The organism is Tardiphaga sp. 709, from assembly GCF_032401055.1.
In the GTDB taxonomy this organism is placed as follows: domain Bacteria; phylum Pseudomonadota; class Alphaproteobacteria; order Rhizobiales; family Xanthobacteraceae; genus Tardiphaga.
Window position 1 is genome coordinate 5,770,156 of record NZ_CP135529.1, and the last position, 18,567, is coordinate 5,788,722.

Sequence of the window (18,567 nt, forward strand, 5' to 3'; positions counted from 1 at the left end):
CTTGACCAGCAAACGCAATAAACCTAAAGTTGTTCATATATCTAATGCGCGCATTGCGCTTTGGCAACACATCAGGACTTACCGTTCCTGATATCGCTCCGCATCGACGCGCCTGAATGGCACGACGATGCAAGACGGATGCGCGCGCGCCGACAGACGGCGGAGCGGCAGCCTCAGCCCAACATCTCCCGCACCATCGGAATGACTCGGCGGCCGTACAGCTCGATACACGTCATCAGCTTCTCGTGCGGCAATGGTCCCGCGCTGTATTTCAGATCGAAGCGCGAAATGCCGAGTGCCTTTGCGGTTTTCGCGATCTTCTTCGCCACGGTCTCTGGCGATCCCACATAGAGCGATCCGTGTTCGGCTTCCTGATCAAATTCGCGGCGCTGCATCGGTGGCCAGCCGCGCTCCTTGCCGATGCGATCGCGCATTGCTTTGTAATCAGACCACAGTTCCTCACGCGCCTGCTCGTCGCTGGCGGCGACATAGCCCGGCGAATGCACGCCGATCGGCTTCACCGGTCGCTGAATCTCGGCATAGGCGCGATGATAGAGATCGACATAGGGTTTGAATCGCTCGGGCTCGCCGCCGATGATCGCCAGCATCAAAGGCATGTCATAGCGCACCGCGCGAACGACTGACTCAGGACTGCCGCCGACGCCAATCCAGGTCATCAGCCTGCCGGCCTCGATCGGCGGATAGACGCGCTGATTGGTGAGTGGCGGGCGGGTCGTGCCGCTCCAGGTTACTTCCGGCTCGGACGCCAGCGCTGCGAACAGATCGAGCTTGTCCTCGAACAGCGTCTCGTACTGGTCGAGCTTGAAGCCGAACAGCGGGAAGGATTCGGTGAACGAGCCGCGGCCGAGAATGACCTCGGCGCGGCCGTTCGAGGCAGCATCGACGGTGGCAAAACGCTGGAAGACGCGGATCGGATCGTCGGAGCTCAGCACGGTCACGGCGGAACCGAGGCGAATGCGTTTGGTGCGTGCGGCGATGGCCGCGAGCAGGACTTCGGGCGCTGATACGGCAAAGTCTGCGCGGTGATGCTCGCCGACACCAAAGAAGTCGACGCCGAGCTGATCGGCGAGGACGGCCTCGTCGATGACATTCCGGATGACTTGTGCATGTGACAGCATTTCGCCGTCTGCGCCACGTGTGACGTCACCGAACGTGTCGAGACCTAGTTCGAGCGGCATGGATAGCTTCCCTGATGGAGCCAAAACGAAAAAGGCCGCGCATCATGCGCGGCCTTTCGCAATGAAGGCGTGCGTGCCTTACTTGGGTTTGGTGATTTCGAACTTCAAGGTGCCGATGCCATCGACGCCGCATTCGACCTTGTCGCCGGGCTGCAGCGCGGCCACGCCAGCCGGGGTGCCGGTCAGGATCACGTCGCCGGCACCGAGTTCGACCTGCAGCGAGAGTTTGGAAATGATTTCGGCGATGTTCCAGATCATCTCGGACAGGTCGCCCTTCTGACGTTCGGTACCGTTCACCGAGAGCCAGATCTTGCCCTTGGAGGGATGGCCGACCTTCGAAGCGGGGACGAGCGCGCCGGTGGGTGCCGACATGTCGAACGACTTGCCGATCTCCCAGGGCTGCTCCTTCTTGCGCGAAATTGTCTGCAAGTCGCGGCGGGTGAGGTCGACGCTGACGCCATAGCCCCAGACGTGATCGAGCGCCTTTTCCGGCGAGATGTTGAGGCCGCCGCTCTTCAGCGCGACGACGAGCTCGACCTCGTGCTGCATGTCCTTGGTCAGCGTCGGGTAAGGGATCTCGCTGCCATCCGGCACGATCATGTCGGCGTGCTTGGCGAAGAAGAAGGGAGGGTTGCGCTCGTCATTGCCGAGTTCGCGGATGTGCTCGAGATAGTTGCGGCCCACGCACCAGACACGGCGCACCGGGAATTTCGACGTCTCGCCCTGAACGGCGATGGCGGCCTGCGGCGGAGGAGCGATAACGAACGATGCGGTCATGGACGGCTCTCGGGCTGGTTGTGAAGGCGGGGATCAAAACGGATGCCGCGCTTGCGCGGCAGAAAACAGAAGCAAGTCTTACGCCGACGCATCAAGCGGTGCCAGCGGCGAAGCATCACGATGTTGCAAGCGGAAGAACGAGGCGTAGCGCCCGCCACGGCGCAACAGGTCGTCGTGGCGGCCGCGCTCGACAATCTCGCCACCCTCGACCACCAGAATGGCATCAGCATGCATGATGGTGTGCAGGCGATGCGCAATGACGATCGTGGTACGATTCTGGCAGAGATGCTCGATGGCTTCCTGCACCGATTTCTCGGATTCGGAATCCAGCGCCGCTGTCGCCTCGTCCAGCAGGATGACCGGCGCGTTCTTCACCAGCGCGCGCGCAATGGCGATGCGTTGGCGCTGGCCGCCTGAGAGTTGTGCGCCATGCTCGCCGACCGGGGTCTCGTATCCGAGCGGGAAGCCCATGATGAAATCATGGGCGCAGGCGGCCTTGGCTGCCGCGACGATCTCGTCTTCCGTGGCGCCGGGTTTGCCGAAGGCGATGTTCTCGCGGATCGTGCCGCGGAACAGATAGACATCCTGTCCGACATAGGCGGTCTGGCCGCGCAGTGAGCGCCGCGAGACCTGGCCGATCGACTGGCCGTCGATTGTGATGTCGCCTTCGCTGACCTCGTAGAGCCGCAGCAGCAGTGCCAGCACCGTGGACTTGCCACCACCGGACGGACCGACCAGCGCGGTGACCTTGCCGGGCTCGGCGACGAAGCTCATGCGGTTGAGCACGACCTCGTTGGGGCGATAGCGGAACGTCACGTCATGCAGCTCGACGCGCGCATCGGTTAGTTTGAGCGCCGGCTTGTGGTCGTCATTCGGTTCGGAAGCCGGGCTGTCGACGATTTCCAGCAGCGTATGCGCGCCGATGATCTGACTGTTGAGGTCGATGTTCAGCCGTGCCAGCCGCTTCGCCGGCTCATAGGCCAGCAGGAAGGCGGTGACGAAGGAAAAGAATTGCCCGGGCGTTGCGCCCATCGCGACCACGCGATAGCCGCCATACATCAGCGATGCGGCGATGGCGAAGCCGCCGAGGGTTTCCATCAGAGGGCTGGAGCGGCTGGAGACGCGCGCCATCTTGTTGGCGTTCTGCTCGACAGCCGTGATGCTCGCTTCCATGCGTTGCTGCATGGTCTTTTCGAGCGTGAAGGCCTTCACCGTGCGGATGCCCTGCAGCGATTCCTGCATCACTTCCAGAATTTCGGTGGTACCGGTGAACTGGTTGCGCGCGAGGCCCTTGATGCGGCGGACCAGCTTGCGCAGCACCAGCATCGCGGGCGGCGCGACGAGGAAGCCGAACAGCGCCATATAGGGGTCCTGCATCACCATCACGCCGACCAGCGCGATCAGCGACAGCAGGTCACGGCCGACGGCGTTGATCAGCAGGCTGAGCACCTGCGTCACCGAATTGGCGCCGGCAGTGAGCCGCTGCAGGAATTCCGACGAATGCCGCTCCGAGAAAAAGCCGATGCTCTCGTTCATCAGCTTGGCGAACAGCCGGCGCTGATTGTTCGCGACGATCGCGTTGGAGATCTTCGAGAGAATCACGGTGTGGCCGTAGGTTGAGGCGCCCTTGATCAGGAAGATCACCACCACGAAACCCGAGAACAGCGCGATGCGCTCGATGCTCTTGTCCACATAGGCTTGGTTGATCACCTCACCGAGCATATAGGCGGCGCCCGCGGTGGTCGCGGCGGAGACGGCCATCAGCAGGAAGGCTAAGAGGTAGCGCCGCCAATAGGTGACCGCCTGTTCGGCGATCAGACGGCGGATCAGCGCCCAGGCGCCGTAAGGATCGTCAGTGACTTTGCGAGTAATCTTGGCCATCCGCGGTCCAGCGACGGCGCCGGGCAGGGATTTGCCAGGGAGCCCGGTCAGCTTGCGAAACAGCCGCCTGATTGCCCGTTAAATCGCGGTTTTTCAAGCCAAAATCGGGCTTGCCAAGACTTTGTTAACCCGTTGGCTCAATGGCGTCCCCCGCCGGATTCGGGCCGTTTTGGTCCCAGAATCTCTCGGAAGCACGGCACGCGACGGGTACGCGCCGTGCTTCCGGTTGGCGGGGTGTAACCCGATCAGAACCGGTAATTCACACCCGCTTTCATGGTGTGGAACCTGGTATCGACCGAGATGCTGGAGTTGGAGGAGAAACCATTGGCGACGTCGTTGACGGCAGTGGAGAACAGCGTGCTCCGGCCGAGGTCCACATAGAGATATTCGGTCTTGAACGACCACTGCGGGGCGAATGCGTATTCGAGGCCCGCGCCGGCGGTCCAGCCCCACTGTGTCTGGCCGGCCGATACCGCCACAACCTGGCCGAGCACACCATTCGGGCCGGTCAGAGTGAAGTTCCCGTTGGTGTTGACCCGGCCATAGGCGCCGCCGCCGGTGCCGTACAGGAACACGCGGTCCCATGCATAGCCGAGCCGTCCGCGAATCGTGCCGAACCATTCGACTTCGGAGCCGGTGCCGAATGCCGCGGACGTGGTCACGCCGTTATTGTTCAGCGTCTGATTGCCCTCGAAGCGACCCTTGATGCCGGACCACTGGAAGTCCGTCTCGATGCCGATGACGAAGCCACCATTGTATTGATAGTTGTAGCCAGCCTGTCCGCCGCCAAAGAAGCCGCTTGAGGTCAGGCTGAAATTGCCGCTTGTGCTGGCAACGCGCGCGGCTGCCTCGGCCTGCAACTGCCGTTGGGTAGCCTGGAATGGATAGTCGAACTTGTCACCGCCAAAACCGACATTGGCGCCGACATAGAAGCCAGTCCAGGAGAACACCTGGACGGGCGCGACTGGCGCCTTCACCGGATAAGGCATGTCGGCCGCAACGGCAGGAACGGCTGCACCGACAAGCAGTGCTGCGCCAGCGAATAATCTCTTCATGATCAGGCCCCTCAGTTTCTTGCGCACGGCAAGTGATTTCCGATGCTTCGCCGTCATCGGCGATCGCATGTGAAGTGTCGTCGAGCCAAGGCATCTGCGAATGATGCCGGGACTCGCGGCTTCCACGTGCACAATGACAGGGCTGGCGGAGAGGTCTTGTTCACGCGCGTAGCAGATTTTAGTTCTCGCGCACCGTCACCAAACTTCGCGTCGATGTGGCGTTGTCGCAACAGCACATATGCGCACTATACAACTACGGTTACAGAACGCCGCTCTGCCGAGATTTTTCGTGATGAGTTTGTTCTGTGTTGCTACACTATTCGTCGGACATGAGTTGGACATATGCATCAGGCCAGTTTCGTCTCAGATGGATTTGATCCGGAATTGCTGGATCACCAGAAATTCGCGCTGTGGTGCGAGAACATGGAAGCGCTCACCTGCTGCGTGGACATCACACGTGCTGAAGATCGGCCATTCTCGGCTTTCGTGCACTGGGCAGATTATTCGAATGTGCGGGTCACCCGGTTCGGCGGCACGTTCAGTCGAATCCGACGATCCAGAACGGCAATCTCGCGCGGGCCGGACGATGATTTCTGTTTGATGTTTCATCGAGGCGAGGGGACGCTGGTCGTCGATCAGGTGGGGCGCGAAACGGCCTTGTCGTCAGACTGCGCTTTTCTCGGCACGAACGGACGTCCGGCAGATTTGCGATCAGATGCGGATTTCTCGTCGACGACGTTGACCGTCAGTAGGGAGCGCCTGTTGCCTCTCATTGGAAATGTCGACGATCTCCTGATCCAGCCGCTCGACGAACGGCGCGCAGCCGTGGCTCATCTGCGACGCTACATCGACATCTCGGTCGATCTGCTGCGCGATCCGCATGATGCGGAGCTCGACAGCCATATCAGCACGACATTGCTGGATCTGACGGCGCTCGCGCTAGGTGCCCGCGGCGACGCTGCACAACTTGCGTCGATGCGCGGTCTGCGCGCGTCGCGAACGCAGGAAATCATCGCCGAGATCGATCGCCATTTCGCGGAGCCGGGTTTCTCGGTGGGGCAGGTCGCGCGCCGACTGGATGTGTCGCCGCGCTATCTCCAGGACCTTCTGCAAGATACCGGATCGAGTTTCACCGAACGCCTTCTGGAGCGCCGTCTGCAACATGCAATGCGTTTGCTGACGAACGAGCAGGGTGATCGGCTGAAGATCAGTGAAATCGCGCTAGCCAGTGGCTTCAACGAGATCTCATACTTCAATCAGCGATTTCGTCGGCGTTTCGGCGAGACGCCGACGCAGTGCCGGCGCTGATCTAACTACTCAGGCCGATTTCGCCATCAATTCGATGCCATGGCGCTCGCGGGCGAGCTTCTCTTCCCAGGCCAGCGCGTGGCGGGCGATGGTTTCGAGATCGTCGTATTGGGGCGTCCAGTCGAGCGTCGCGCGGATTCGGGTGGTATCGGCGATCATGGTCATGATGTCGCCGTCGCGGCGCGGGGCGTATTGAACCGCGAAATTTCGGCCGGATGCACGGCGCACGGCTTCGATGGTTTCCAGCACCGAATAACCGCGGCCGTAACCGCAATTCAGGGTAGTCGATGCGCCGCCTTCGCGCAGGTAGCTCAATGCGGCGCGGTGGGCCTGAACGAGGTCGCTCACATGGATGAAGTCGCGGATGCAGCTACCGTCGGGCGTCGGGTAATCGGTTCCGAACACGTCGATCTTGCTGCGCTGGCCGGTGGCGGCCTCCACGGCGATCTTGAGCAGATGCGTTGCGCCCATGGTGGCGAGGCCTGTGCGGCCCTGCGGATCGGCGCCGGCGACGTTGAAGTAACGCAGCGCGACAAACTCCATGCCATAGGCCGGTGCGATGTCGTGCAGCATGATCTCGGTCATCAGCTTCGATGATCCGTAAGGCGACAGCGGACGCGTTGGGGCATCTTCTGCCACCGGCGTGAAATCGGGATTGCCGTAGACGGCAGCGGTCGATGAGAAGATGAATTTCTTGACGCCGCACTTCACTGCTGCGCTGAGCAGGTTGCGTGTCGTCATCGTGTTGTTGCGATAGTAGGCAAGCGGGTCACGCATCGATTCCGGCACGACGACAGAGCCTGCAAAATGGATGATGGCGTCGATGCCATGGGCAGCGATGACGCCCTCGACAAGGTTCTCATCAGCGACATCGCCGATAAACAGCGGAACGCCCTCGGGGAGATATGCTGAGAAGCCCGTCGACAAATTGTCGATCACGACCACGCTCTCGCCGGCTTCCACCAGCGCATGGACCATGTGACTTCCGATATAACCGGCGCCGCCGGTGACAAGGACGGTCATTGGATTTACTCACTCTCCCGTTTTGGGAACGCTATCGCGCCCGGGGTGAAGAGTGGGTTTCGACGGCCGGCAACTGGCCACTATGCTTAATATTGCGTATAGGAAATCAGGCGAAATGGAGTCACCTGTGCCGATTGCGGGCAAAACGGCCGATAAACTGCAGCTGATCGTCACGAATCTGCACTGGCGCTACTCCGGTGTGACGGCAACCAACCGCATGGTGGCGCCGAAACTCGCAGACATGTTCGACGCGGCATGGCTCGGATCCGACGCGCCCGCTGGCATTGCGCGCATGGATATCGGCGATCTCGTGAAATTGTGGCTGCGCCGCAAGCCGGTGATCTGGCACGCGCGGCGCAACAACGAGATGATTGCCGGCGTTCTGCTGAAGGCCCTCGGGTGGCCGCTGAAACTGCTCTTCACCTCGGCAGCGCAGCGCCATCATACCTGGATCACGCGCTGGCTGATCAACCGGATGGACGCCATCATCGCGACCAGCGAGATCTCCGCATCATATCTGAAACGGTCTGCGACCGTGGTGACGCATGGTGTCGATACCGATCGCTACGCGCCGCCCATTGATCGTGCGGCGGCGTTTGCGGAAACGAACCTGCCGGGGCGCTATGCGATTGGTTGCTTCGGCCGCGTGCGTGCGCAGAAGGGCACTGATCTGTTTGTCGACGCGATGTGCGAGTTGTTGCCGCGCTATCCGGATTTCACCGCTGTCATTGTCGGGGCAATCACGCCGGACCAGATCGGCTTTGCCAATGAGCTCAAGAAGAAGATCGCTGACGCCGGTCTGCAGTCGCGCATCGTCATCACCGGCGAATTGCCGATCGAAGAGGTCGAGCGATGGTATCGACGCCTGACGATCTACGCATTTACCTCGCGCAATGAGGGCTTCGGTCTGACACTGATCGAGGCGATGTCGGTGGGCGCGGCGCTCGTCGCGACGCGGGCCGGCGCTGCTGAAATTGCCGTTGAAGAGGGGGTTACCGGGAAACTCGTCCCGACCGATAATGCGGCAGCACTGACGCAGGCGTTGGAGCCGCTGATGCGCGATCCCGATGCCGCTGCAGCCATGGGCACACATGCGCGCCAGCGTGTGCTCGACAAATTCAGCCTTGATGCGGAAGCGCGGGGAATCGCCGAGGTTTATCGCAGGCTGCTCTGACCCTGCAGGATATCCGCAACGAACGCGTCCAGGTCGCCGCCTGCAAACAGGAAGCCGGGCAGATGCGCGGCCTTGGCCGCTTCGATATCCGTATCGCGGTCGCCGATGGCAAAACTGCCTTTGCGTTGCACAGGCCAGTGGTGCATCAGGTCGAGGATCATGCCGGGGCTCGGCTTGCGCCAGTGATGATCTTCCAGATAGCCTGCAACTGATCCGGCCGGATGGTGCGGGCAATAGCGGACATCATCGATGCGGGCGCCCTGCGCGGCGAGTTCGGAACGCATCCACTTAAACAGCGTATTGAGTTCGTCTTCGGTGAAATAACCGCGTGCGACGCCGGACTGGTTCGAAAACAGGAAGACGAAATAGCCGGCGTCATTGAGCCTGCGAATGGCCTTGGCCGCATTCGGCATCCAGCGGATGCGATCGGATGTGCCCATATAGCCGTCGTCGTAATTGATGACGCCGTCGCGATCGAGAAACGCTGCGGGCTTTGCTTGAGTGGTCATATCTGCGCGCTTCTGTTGGATGTCTCGGCCATCACGCCTTGAATAATCCCGGCGACATCGTCGGACGGAATGTCGCGCATGCAGGCATGATTGTTCATGGTGCAGACCGGTTTGTGACACGGCTGGCACGGAACGATGGTCTTCGTCTGCACGGTCGCCGCCAGCGGATTGAGCGGTCCCCAAAGCTGCGGGCTGGTCGGTCCGAAAATGCCGATGGTCGGCGTGCCGACAGCCGCAGCAATATGCATCAGGCCGGAATCGTTGGCCACGGCGACATTGGCGGCGGCCATGCCGATCACGCCATTGCGCAGGTCGTTGGTCGTAAGATCGCGGGCGCGGGGACTAGCGGCGGCAATGATCTCATTGGCGAGGTCCTTCTCGCCAGGACCGCCGATGACCCAGACGTCCAGCCCGCGCTCGACCAGCAGTCTTGCGGCCTCGGCATAATAGGTCCAGCGCTTGGACGAGCCCACCGAGCCGGGCCCGAGCGCCACGGCCGGACCGGTTCCCAGCCCATTGGTCTGCCGCCAGCGCGCGATCTCGTCGGCGGGCACGCGGAACTGGGGCACCGGCCATTCCGGTGGCAGCGGCGTGCCGTCCGGCAGCGCCAGCGCGCATTTCTTGTCGATCATGCGCGGCAGCTTCTTTTCGCCCCAGCGCCATTGATTGATCAGGCCGAAGCGGGCCTCGCCAACAAAGCCGATGCGCTCCGGGATACCGGCCAAAGCGGGGGCCAGCGCCGATTTCCAGGTCCGGGGCATCACCAGTACGGTGCCATAGTTCCGTGCGCGGAGGGTGGCCGCCAATTCCCATTGCTTGGCGAGCGCGAGCTGGCTGCGGGGCAGGTCCCAGACGATGCCTGAGCGGACGCCCGGCATGTAGTCGACGAGCGGGGCGACCAGTTTGGTCACCAGCAAATCGACCGGCCGGTTCGGCCAGCGCTCTTTCAGGACCCGGACGACCGTATGACCCCGGACGAAATCACCGATCCACATATAGGGCACGACCAGGATCGGCCGGGTATCATCCGGATCGACCATCACGCCCTGGTATGGGGAATTTACGTTCATTCTTTCAAGGACTTCGCTGTTCTGCCGCGGGCTATATCCGGCTCACGTCGGTACCCGCTCCATTCCTGCAGGTAAAGCCATTTGGGATGTTTCCAACCATGTCCCCATGGCGGCAACGAACATCCCGTTGCCCAAGTTGCCTGTGGGGCAGCGTTGAGGCAAAGGTGGGTCAATCATGAGATCGGGGACTTCATGCTGCTTGTGACCGGGGGAGCCGGTTTTATCGGATCGAATGTCGTGGCTGCGTTGAACGACGCCGGCCGCGCGGACGTGGCTGTCTGCGATGTGCTCGGCCATGATGGAAAATGGCGTAATCTCGCCAAGCGGCAACTTGCGGATGTGGTGCCGCCAGCCGAGCTGACGGACTGGCTGAAGGGCAGGAAGCTCGATGCGGTCATTCATCTCGGCGCGATTTCGGAAACCACAGCGACCGACGGCGATCTTGTGATCGAGACGAACTTCCGGCTGTCGATGCGCTTGTTGGACTGGTGCACGGCCAATGCGACGCCGCTGATTTATGCATCGTCCGCTTCGACCTATGGCGATGGTGCGCAGGGCTTTCGCGATGAGCAGACCATTCCCGAACTCAAAAAACTGCGGCCGATGAACCTCTACGGCTGGAGCAAGCACCTGTTCGACCTCGCGGTGGCCGAGCGCGTCGCCAAGGGCGAAAAGATGCCGCCGCAATGGGCAGGCCTGAAGTTCTTCAACGTGTTCGGGCCGAACGAGTACCACAAGGGCTCGATGATGAGCGTGCTGGCGCGGCGCTTCGACGACATCAAGGCCGGCCGCGGCATTCAGCTGTTCAAGTCGCACCGCGAAGGTATTGCCGATGGCGATCAGCGCCGCGACTTCATCTATGTCGAGGACGTCGTCCGCGTAATGATGTGGCTGCTGGCGTCACCCAATGTCAGCGGCATCTTCAATGTCGGGACGGGAACCGCACGCAGCTTCAAGGATTTGATGCTGGCAGCCTATGCTGCACTCGGCACCAAGCCGAACATCGACTATATCGACATGCCCGAGCAGATTCGCGGCAGCTATCAGTACTTCACGCAGAGCGAAGTCGATCGGTTGCGCGGCGCCGGCTACAACGGCGATTTTACAACATTGGAAGATGCCGTCTCCCATTATGTGAAGGGCTTTCTCGATCAGCCCGATCGCTTCCGCTGAACGCGCAACAGGTACCGGTGTGATGTTTGATTTCGACGCCCTGTCGCACGCGATTGCCGATCAGACGGTGCTCTGTGTCGGCGATCTGATGCTCGACGAATTCGTCTATGGCGAGGTGTCGCGCATTTCGCCGGAAGCGCCTGCGCCGGTCATCGCGGTTCAGCGCAGCGAGATCAATATCGGCGGTGCCGGCAATGTCGCACGCAATATTGCAGCCCTCGGCGCGAAATGCATCTTTGTCGGCCTGGTCGGTGAGGACGATGCCGGCGCAACGCTCAAGAATGCGCTCGCGCAGGAGTCTCTGATCGAAGCATTGCTGGTCAGGGATTCATCGCGTCCGACGACGCGCAAGGTGCGCTTCGTGTCCGAGCATTTCTCAACGCATATGCTGCGTGCCGATTGGGAGCTGGCTGCACCGGCGTCTGCGGTCATCGAGAAGCAATTAATCGATACGATTCTGCCGCAGCTCGTGCGCGCCGATATCGTGTTGTTGTCCGATTACGCCAAGGGTGTGCTGACCGCGCGGGTGATCCGCAACGTCATCGACGCGGCAAAGAAGCTCGGCAAGCGCGTCATCGTCGATCCCAAGAGCGCAAATTTTGCGATCTATCGTGGCGCGACCTTGCTGACGCCGAATCGCAAGGAATTCGCCGAGGCAACACGCAGTCGCGCCGACAGCGACATCAACATCGCATCCGCTGCGCAGGAAGCGATGATCCTGGCGGATTGCGCCGCGATGCTGGTGACCCAGAGCGAGCATGGCATGACGTTGGTGCCACGCGATGGCGAGCCCGTCCATGTGCCGGCGCTGCCGGTCAAGGTGCGCGACGTCTCGGGTGCCGGCGACACTGTTGCAGCCATGTTGGCCGTGGCACTGGCGGCCGGGGCAGATTGGGAAGCGGCATTGCGCGCGGCAACTGCCGCTGCCGCTGTCGCCGTCAGCAAGAAAGGAACGGCGGTGGTGACACCGTCTGAATTGCGCCGCCGGATTTTGCCGCATGCGTTTCTGGCCGCCGAAGAGAAAATCGTGGCATCAACTGAGCTCAATGCGCAATTGGTCGACTGGCGCAAACAACAGTTGCGGATCGGTTTCACCAATGGCTGTTTTGACATCCTGCATCCCGGCCATGTGAAGGTTTTGACGGCAGCGCGCGCGACCTGTGATCGCCTGATCGTCGGCCTCAACAGCGACGCGTCGGTGAAGCGTCTGAAGGGCGAGGGGCGCCCGGTGCAGGACGAACGCGCTCGCGCAGAAGTGCTTGCGGCGCTGGAAGCGGTCGATCTGGTCGTGATTTTCGGAGAGGATACCCCACTGAACCTGATTACGCAGATCGCGCCGGCGACGCTGGTCAAAGGCGGCGATTACACGCGAGAGCAGGTGGTCGGCCATGAGGTTGTCGCCGCCAACGGCGGAGAGGTGATCCTGATCGATATCCTGCAAGGCCACAGCACGACGTCGCTGGTCGAGCGCGCGCGCAGCGGACAGTCATGACACGCATCACACAGTTTTCTGCCCGCAACTGGCTGATTGCGACGCATGACGCCATCGTCACGGCGGCCGCGGTCGTTCTCAGCTTCGTGCTGCGTTTCGATGGCGAAAATCTGTGGGATCGGCTGCCGCTGCTCCTGAAGATCCTGCCGTACTTCGTCGTCTTCAGCTTTTTCGTCTGTTACCTGTTCAATCTGACGACGACGAAGTGGCGCTTCATTTCGCTGCCCGATTTGCTGAATATCATCAAGGCATCCACGGTGCTGACGGGCGCGCTTCTGGTGCTCGACTATATCTTCCTGGCGCCGAACGTGTACGGCACGTTCTTCCTCGGCAAGACAACGATCATCATCTACTGGTTTATCCAGATATTCTTTCTGAGCGGATCGCGACTGGCCTATCGCTATTTTCGTTATACACGTACGCGCAATCAGGCGCGCGCGATGGATGCGTCACCGGCACTGCTGATTGGTCGTGCGGCCGATGCCGAGGTGTTCTTGCGCGGCATTGAGAGTGGTGCCGTCAAGCGCATGTGGCCGGTTGGTATCTTGTCGCCGGCGATGTCCGATCGCGGACAGGCGATCCGAGGTGTGCCGGTCCTGGGCGGCATCGATGATCTCGGTAATGTCGTTGATGACTTCAGCACGCGGCAACGCCCGATCGAACGGATCGTGATGACGCCGTCGGCGTTTGAAGCAGAGGCGTTGCCCGAGTCGGTATTGATGCGTGCGCGCAAGCTCGGGTTGACGGTCAGCCGGATTCCGTCACTCGAGGAAAGCCGCGATACGCCGCAATTGGCGCCGGTGGCAGTCGAGGATCTGTTGCTGCGACCGAGCGTCAAGATCGACTATGCCCGGCTGGAGAATTTCGTGCGCGGCAAGGCGATCGTCGTGACCGGCGGTGGCGGCTCGATCGGTTACGAGATCTGCGACCGCGTCATCACGTTCGGCGCGGCACGGCTGCTCATTATCGAGAATTCAGAACCGGCGCTTCATGCGGCTATGGAAAAGCTGGCGGCCAAAGTCACCAGCGCAGCGATCGAGGGCCGCATCGCCGATGTCAGGGACCGCGAGCGCATTCATCAACTGATGATCGCCTTCAAGCCGGATGCGGTGTTTCACGCAGCCGCGCTGAAACATGTGCCGATCCTGGAGCGTGACTGGGGCGAGGGTGTCAAGACCAACATCTTCGGTTCTGTGAATGTCGCCGATGCGGCGCTCGCATCGGGCGCTGATGCGATGGTGATGATCTCGACCGACAAGGCAATCGAGCCGGTGTCGATGCTCGGTCTCACCAAGCGTTTTGCCGAGATGTATTGCCAAGCGCTCGATGGCGACGCCATCAGCGGCAGTGACGCCAAATCACCCATGCGGCTAATCTCGGTGCGGTTCGGTAATGTTTTGGCGTCGAATGGGTCCGTCGTGCCGAAGTTCAAGGCGCAGATCGAAGCCGGTGGGCCGGTGACGGTGACGCACCCCGATATGGTGCGCTACTTCATGACCATCCGCGAGGCCTGCGATCTGGTTGTCACCGCTGCAACCCATGCGATGAATGCGCAGCATGCCGATGCGTCGGTCTATGTGCTCAGCATGGGGCAGCCGGTGAAGATCGTCGATCTCGCCGACCGCATGATCCGGCTGTCCGGCCTTCAGCCCGGCTACGATATCGATATAGTGTTCACCGGTGTTCGACCGGGCGAGCGGCTCAACGAGATATTGTTCGCCGAGCAGGAGCCAACCAGCGAGATCGGTATCGCCGGCATCGTCGCTGCCCGCCCGAACGAACTGCCGCTGGAGACGCTGAACAGCTGGCTTGCGATCTTGCGAAAAGCCATTGATGCGGATCAACACGAGGTCGCTGTGGCGACGCTGAAGGATGCGGTGCCGGAATATCGGGCGGCGGCACAGTGAGTCTGCGTCAGCGGCGCGGCGTCGAGAATGCCCGCAATGCCGTGGCGACGGCGACGCTGCCAAGTACAAGCAAAGCTGCGTCGGCGACACCTGAGCGGAAATAGATCGACAGCCCGGCCAGTGCCGCCAGGCCGATATTGAGCACGAACACCGTTCGCACAACCTCGATCACGGCGAAGCCATTGTCCGTCGCGCGCTGATAGAAGTGCGAGCGATGCGCCAGCCATACCGGCTCGCGTTTTGCCAGCCTCCGGAGCAGGGTGATGGTCGCGTCGGCAAGGTAGTACAGCGGCAGCAGGATGGCGGCAGCCAGATGGTGCGCATAGGCCAGCTGCAGGAAGCACCAGGCCAGCAACAGCCCGATGGGGAGGCTGCCGACGTCGCCCAGAAACATCTTCGCGACGGGCCGATTGAACGGCGCAAAGCCAAGCGTGGCGCCGCAAAGTGCAGCGGCAATGAGCGCCGTCGATAACGGCAGTTGCCCGGAGAAGCCGATCAGTACCAGCACCGCGGTGATCGGAATCACTTCGGCCACTGTGATCCAGTCGAGCCCATCCATGAAATTCACGAGATTGACGAACCAGAGTGCGGCCAACAGCAGCAAGCCGCGTTCGATCCAGAGAGGCAGGGCCAGTGCGATCTGCAATGTCGCGGGCAGGGCAAACAGGATCGCGGCAATACTGACGGCTTGCAGCAGCAGTCGCGGCGTCACGGAGATCGGACGCAGATCATCAATCGCGCCGATGGCCCCGATCAGGATCGTTGCCCCGAACATTACCCACAGTGCCGGTATTGCTGAAACGGGAAGAACTGCAATCGAGCACCCGGCAACCAGCAGCGTGACTGATATCACCGCGATGCCTGCGCCTTGCGGGGTCGGCACCTTGTGGGACGATCGGGCATTCGGTCGCGCCATTGCGTAGCGGATCAGCAGCGGATGAATGGCCTTGATGCAAACCGCGGACAGAACGGCGGCTACAACCAGGGCGACGAAGGTTGTAATCAATTCAAATGACGACATCGGGATGACATTGGTCGCAGGAATGACATGCGTTGCAAGGAAGATTTGGGTCGCAATGAGACAAATAGTTCGGAGTTATGCACGGCGGCTCTTCTTATCCTGTTTCTACGGCATAGGTAGCGGCGAAGGCCGCGCTTCTGACGCAATCGGGTGTTGCGATGCCGAAGTGTTGCAGCATAATCGCCTGGATGGCTAATGGTATGCGACACGGATCGTCATGCAATGTGGCGACTCCTGGCGAATGTCTGGGGACACGATGTCTGAACAACCCATTCTTGTCACCGGTGCTGCGGGCTTCATCGGTTTCCATGTGGTGCGGCAACTGCTGGCCGAAGGCCGCACGGTCGTTGGCCTCGATAGCGTCAACAGCTATTACGATCCGGCGCTGAAGGAGGCGCGGTTGAAGCTGCTGGAGGGCCAGCCCCGCTTTACCTTTGTGAGGGCGAATCTGGCAGATCGTCCCGCGATCTCGGCGTTGTTCAGCGAATACAAATTTCCTGTTGTCATTCATCTCGCTGCGCAGGCGGGTGTGCGCTATTCCATCGAGCAGCCACACGCCTATGCCGATGCCAATCTCGAGGGCTTTCTCAATATCCTCGAAGGATGCCGGCACAATGGCTGCGCGCATCTGCTCTATGCGTCGTCATCCTCGGTCTATGGCGCCAACAAGAAGAAACCGTTCTCCGTCAGCGACAGGGTCGACAATCCGGTCAGTCTCTATGCTGCGACGAAGAAGGCCAACGAGTTGATGGCGCATTCCTACAGCCATCTCTATCGCCTGCCGACCACCGGGCTGCGCTTCTTCACCGTCTACGGTCCATGGGGCCGGCCGGATATGGCGATCTTCCTGTTTACCAAGGCGATCCTCGACAAGCAGCCGATCAAGCTTTTCAATCACGGTAACATGCGACGCGACTTTACCTATGTCGACGACGTTGTCGGTGCTATCGGGCGGCTGATTGATCATGTGCCGACCGGTAGTGAGGACGAGGCGCCAGCGCGAATCTACAATGTCGGTAACCACAAGCCAGAGGACCTTTTGCATGTGGTCTCGGTTCTTGAGAAGGAACTGGGGCTTGAGGCGATCAAGACGATGCTGCCGATGCAGCCGGGCGATGTGCCTGAGACTTTTGCCGATGTGGACGATCTGATGCGTGACGTCGGCTTCAAGCCGGATACCTCGATCGAGGAGGGGATTCGGCAATTCGTGACGTGGTACCGCAGCCACTACGGTAATCTGAACGCGAAGGGTTGAGAGCGACTGATGAGCAAGCGCATTATTCCCCTGATCATGTGTGGCGGTGCCGGTACGCGCCTGTGGCCGTCGTCGCGTGAGGGGCGCCCGAAGCAATTTCTGCCATTGTTCGGACCGCGCTCGACCTTTCAGGACACGGTGATTCGCGTATCCGATGCTGGCTTGTTCGATCGTCCCATTGTCATCACCAGCGCCGCCTATCGGTTCATGGTGCGCGAACAACTCGCCGAGATCGGGCTCGATGCAGACATCCTGCTCGAGCCGGCTCGGCGCGATTCAGGTCCGGCCATTGCCGCCGGTGCCGCGTTCGCTCAGACCCGCGATGAGGACGCGGTCGTGCTTGCGCTTGCCGCCGATCATGTGGTGCGTGATGTCCCGGCTTTCGTGGCGGCGTGCCGCGCAGGTCTGGTGGTTGCCGATGCCGGGCATATCGTGACGTTCGGCGTGCAGCCGGAGCGTGCGGCCACCGAATACGGCTATATTTCACCAGGCCAATCGCTTTCTGACAAGGTGAAGAGCGTCGCCAAATTCGTCGAGAAGCCGGACCTGCAGACGGCAACCGGTTATATTGAGGCCGGCTATCTCTGGAACAGCGGCAACTTTATGTTTCGGGCGGGGATGCTGCTCGATGAATATCGTGGTGTCGACGCCGATAGTGTCGAGACCATCACCAGCGCTGTGGCGAAGGCCGGCCGCGATCTCGGCTTCTTTACGCTCGATGCGGACGCTTTCGGGAAGGCAAAATCGATCTCTGTCGACTATGCCGTGATGGAGAAGACGACGAAGGCGGCTGTGGTGCCGGTGTCCTGCGGCTGGTCGGATGTCGGCTCGTGGCTCGCAGTGTGGGAGCTGTCCGACAAGGATGCGCAGGGCAATGCCGCGCAGGGCGTGGCGGTGTTCGAGGACTCGCGCAACTGTAATGTGGCCAGCGATGGTCCGGTGGTGGCGCTGGAGGGTGTTGACGATCTCGTGGTGGTGGCGACGCACGACGCCGTGCTGGTTTCCCGTCAGAAGGATGCCAACGGCTTGAAACGGCTTGTGGCGAAGCTGAAGGTCACGGCGCCGCAGGTCACCGAGGATCATCTCAAGGTGCATCGCCCGTGGGGATCTGTGCAGGCCCTTGAGGATGGCGAGCGCTATCAGGTGAAACGCCTCGTGGTGAAAGCCGGCGAGCGGCTGTCACTCCAGATGCACCACCATCGCTCCGAGCACTGGATCGTTGTGCGTGGTACCGCGAAGGTGACGATCAACGATCAGATCAAGACCGTCCACGAGAACGAGTCGATCTACATCCCGCTCGGTGCCACGCACCGTCTGGAAAACCCTGGTAAAATCCCGCTCGAGCTGATCGAGGTGCAGACGGGCAGCTACCTTGGCGAGGACGACATCGTTCGCATCGAGGATGACTATAAGCGGAACTAGCGGCCGCCGGGCGATACTCGCCCGAATCAATGCACCCACAGCGTGCATTCGCCTGAATTGGTGCCGGTGAGGGGTTACCACGATCCCTTCATGTCGTATCTTTTTCCATTTTACGAAATAGCGATGATTGCCACAATTGGGCGCGCTCTGGCCCGCCCAGCGCGCATTCATCGTCCTGAGGGCGGTTCTGCCACTCACGAAATCGTGTTAACCTGTTGTTAGGCATTGATAAACGCCTGAAATCAGGGACGAAAATGACAGTGCCGTGACGGATAAGCGGACCGTGCCGCCTCCGGACGAG

The 18,567-nt window shown here is 61.0% G+C and carries 15 protein-coding genes; 7 read left to right on the forward strand and 8 right to left on the reverse strand.

Annotation, left to right across the window (positions count from 1 at the left end; genetic code table 11):
* Positions 1-173: 173 nt before the first annotated feature.
* The 4 genes from RSO67_RS27740 to RSO67_RS27755 all read right to left on the reverse strand — a co-directional run bounded on the left by RSO67_RS27740 (position 174) and on the right by RSO67_RS27755 (position 4,912).
* Positions 174-1,199, reverse strand: coding sequence for an LLM class flavin-dependent oxidoreductase (locus RSO67_RS27740; protein ID WP_315841470.1), 1,026 nt, complete (start codon positions 1,197-1,199; stop codon positions 174-176).
* Positions 1,200-1,277: 78 nt separating this feature from the next.
* The gene (locus RSO67_RS27745) at positions 1,278-1,976 is read right to left on the reverse strand and encodes a fumarylacetoacetate hydrolase family protein (protein WP_315841471.1); all 699 of its coding nucleotides are present in this window, start codon (positions 1,974-1,976) and stop codon (positions 1,278-1,280) included.
* 78 nt (positions 1,977-2,054) lie between these two features.
* Positions 2,055-3,857: an ABC transporter ATP-binding protein gene (locus RSO67_RS27750; protein ID WP_315841472.1), complete on the reverse strand. Its 1,803-nt coding sequence runs from the start codon at positions 3,855-3,857 to the stop codon at positions 2,055-2,057.
* A gap of 245 nt (positions 3,858-4,102) precedes the next feature.
* Positions 4,103-4,912 carry an outer membrane protein gene (locus RSO67_RS27755; RefSeq protein ID WP_315841473.1) on the reverse strand — a complete coding sequence of 270 codons (810 nt, stop codon included), beginning with the start codon at positions 4,910-4,912 and terminating at the stop codon, positions 4,103-4,105.
* Positions 4,913-5,335: 423 nt separating this feature from the next.
* Here RSO67_RS27755 and RSO67_RS27760 point away from each other — a divergent pair, with 423 nt between their 5' ends.
* Complete coding sequence (locus tag RSO67_RS27760) at positions 5,336-6,220, forward strand: AraC family transcriptional regulator (RefSeq protein ID WP_315844379.1); 885 nt, start codon at positions 5,336-5,338, stop codon at positions 6,218-6,220.
* 9 nt (positions 6,221-6,229) lie between these two features.
* Here the strand turns inward: RSO67_RS27760 and galE are convergent, their stop codons facing one another.
* The gene (galE, locus tag RSO67_RS27765) at positions 6,230-7,243 is read right to left on the reverse strand and encodes a UDP-glucose 4-epimerase GalE (RefSeq protein ID WP_315841475.1); all 1,014 of its coding nucleotides are present in this window, start codon (positions 7,241-7,243) and stop codon (positions 6,230-6,232) included.
* A gap of 115 nt (positions 7,244-7,358) precedes the next feature.
* Between galE and RSO67_RS27770 the strand changes: the two genes are divergently transcribed.
* The gene (locus RSO67_RS27770; RefSeq protein ID WP_315841476.1) at positions 7,359-8,417 is read left to right on the forward strand and encodes a glycosyltransferase family 4 protein; all 1,059 of its coding nucleotides are present in this window, start codon (positions 7,359-7,361) and stop codon (positions 8,415-8,417) included.
* Here the strand turns inward: RSO67_RS27770 and RSO67_RS27775 are convergent.
* Both RSO67_RS27775 and waaF read right to left on the reverse strand, forming a co-directional pair.
* Positions 8,399-8,926, reverse strand: a complete 528-nt coding sequence (locus RSO67_RS27775; RefSeq protein WP_315841477.1) for an HAD family hydrolase — start codon at positions 8,924-8,926, stop codon at positions 8,399-8,401. The two genes, RSO67_RS27770 and RSO67_RS27775, sit on opposite strands and share 19 nt — an antisense overlap.
* Entirely contained in the window at positions 8,923-9,996 is a 1,074-nt protein-coding gene (gene waaF, locus RSO67_RS27780; RefSeq protein WP_315841478.1) for a lipopolysaccharide heptosyltransferase II, read from the reverse strand. Before waaF ends, RSO67_RS27775 begins: the two co-directional genes overlap by 4 nt.
* A gap of 192 nt (positions 9,997-10,188) precedes the next feature.
* Here waaF and rfaD point away from each other — a divergent pair, with 192 nt between their 5' ends.
* Genes rfaD through RSO67_RS27795 form a run of 3 tightly spaced genes read left to right on the forward strand, consistent with a single transcriptional unit; the run spans position 10,189 to position 14,568 of the window.
* Positions 10,189-11,169, forward strand: a complete 981-nt coding sequence (rfaD, locus tag RSO67_RS27785; protein WP_315841479.1) for an ADP-glyceromanno-heptose 6-epimerase — start codon at positions 10,189-10,191, stop codon at positions 11,167-11,169.
* 22 nt (positions 11,170-11,191) lie between these two features.
* Positions 11,192-12,661, forward strand: coding sequence for a D-glycero-beta-D-manno-heptose-7-phosphate kinase (gene rfaE1 / locus RSO67_RS27790; RefSeq protein ID WP_315841480.1), 1,470 nt, complete (start codon positions 11,192-11,194; stop codon positions 12,659-12,661).
* Complete coding sequence (locus RSO67_RS27795; RefSeq protein WP_315841481.1) at positions 12,658-14,568, forward strand: nucleoside-diphosphate sugar epimerase/dehydratase; 1,911 nt, start codon at positions 12,658-12,660, stop codon at positions 14,566-14,568. Before rfaE1 ends, RSO67_RS27795 begins: the two co-directional genes overlap by 4 nt.
* A gap of 7 nt (positions 14,569-14,575) precedes the next feature.
* On the opposite strand, the gene RSO67_RS27800 is transcribed toward RSO67_RS27795, so the two are convergent.
* On the reverse strand, positions 14,576-15,589 hold the full coding sequence (locus RSO67_RS27800; protein WP_315841482.1) for a glycosyltransferase family 4 protein: 1,014 nt from the start codon (positions 15,587-15,589) through the stop codon (positions 14,576-14,578).
* A 256-nt stretch (positions 15,590-15,845) separates the two neighbouring features.
* On the opposite strand from RSO67_RS27800, the gene RSO67_RS27805 reads away from it, so the two are divergent.
* The gene (locus RSO67_RS27805) at positions 15,846-16,844 is read left to right on the forward strand and encodes an NAD-dependent epimerase (protein ID WP_315841483.1); all 999 of its coding nucleotides are present in this window, start codon (positions 15,846-15,848) and stop codon (positions 16,842-16,844) included.
* A 9-nt stretch (positions 16,845-16,853) separates the two neighbouring features.
* Positions 16,854-18,266 (forward strand): mannose-1-phosphate guanylyltransferase/mannose-6-phosphate isomerase, encoded by a 1,413-nt coding sequence (locus tag RSO67_RS27810; RefSeq protein WP_315841484.1) that lies wholly within the window; start codon positions 16,854-16,856, stop codon positions 18,264-18,266.
* Positions 18,267-18,567: the final 301 nt, after the last annotated feature.

Bases quoted from the DNA above. Each gene is read 5' to 3' on its own strand.
- RSO67_RS27810 (WP_315841484.1), top strand. From the start codon at position 16,854: ATGAGCAAGCGCATTATTCCCCTGATCATGTGTGGCGGTGCCGGTACG.
- RSO67_RS27745 (WP_315841471.1), bottom strand. From the start codon at position 1,976: ATGACCGCATCGTTCGTTATCGCTCCTCCGCCGCAGGCCGCCATCGCC.
- RSO67_RS27740 (WP_315841470.1), bottom strand. From the start codon at position 1,199: ATGCCGCTCGAACTAGGTCTCGACACGTTCGGTGACGTCACACGTGGC.
- rfaE1 (WP_315841480.1), top strand. From the start codon at position 11,192: ATGTTTGATTTCGACGCCCTGTCGCACGCGATTGCCGATCAGACGGTG.
- RSO67_RS27805 (WP_315841483.1), top strand. From the start codon at position 15,846: ATGTCTGAACAACCCATTCTTGTCACCGGTGCTGCGGGCTTCATCGGT.
- RSO67_RS27770 (WP_315841476.1), top strand. From the start codon at position 7,359: ATGGAGTCACCTGTGCCGATTGCGGGCAAAACGGCCGATAAACTGCAG.
- RSO67_RS27755 (WP_315841473.1), bottom strand. From the start codon at position 4,912: ATGAAGAGATTATTCGCTGGCGCAGCACTGCTTGTCGGTGCAGCCGTT.
- rfaD (WP_315841479.1), top strand. From the start codon at position 10,189: ATGCTGCTTGTGACCGGGGGAGCCGGTTTTATCGGATCGAATGTCGTG.
- RSO67_RS27800 (WP_315841482.1), bottom strand. From the start codon at position 15,589: ATGTCGTCATTTGAATTGATTACAACCTTCGTCGCCCTGGTTGTAGCC.
- RSO67_RS27750 (WP_315841472.1), bottom strand. From the start codon at position 3,857: ATGGCCAAGATTACTCGCAAAGTCACTGACGATCCTTACGGCGCCTGG.
- RSO67_RS27795 (WP_315841481.1), top strand. From the start codon at position 12,658: ATGACACGCATCACACAGTTTTCTGCCCGCAACTGGCTGATTGCGACG.
- galE (WP_315841475.1), bottom strand. From the start codon at position 7,243: ATGACCGTCCTTGTCACCGGCGGCGCCGGTTATATCGGAAGTCACATG.
- RSO67_RS27760 (WP_315844379.1), top strand. From the start codon at position 5,336: ATGGAAGCGCTCACCTGCTGCGTGGACATCACACGTGCTGAAGATCGG.
- waaF (WP_315841478.1), bottom strand. From the start codon at position 9,996: ATGAACGTAAATTCCCCATACCAGGGCGTGATGGTCGATCCGGATGAT.
- RSO67_RS27775 (WP_315841477.1), bottom strand. From the start codon at position 8,926: ATGACCACTCAAGCAAAGCCCGCAGCGTTTCTCGATCGCGACGGCGTC.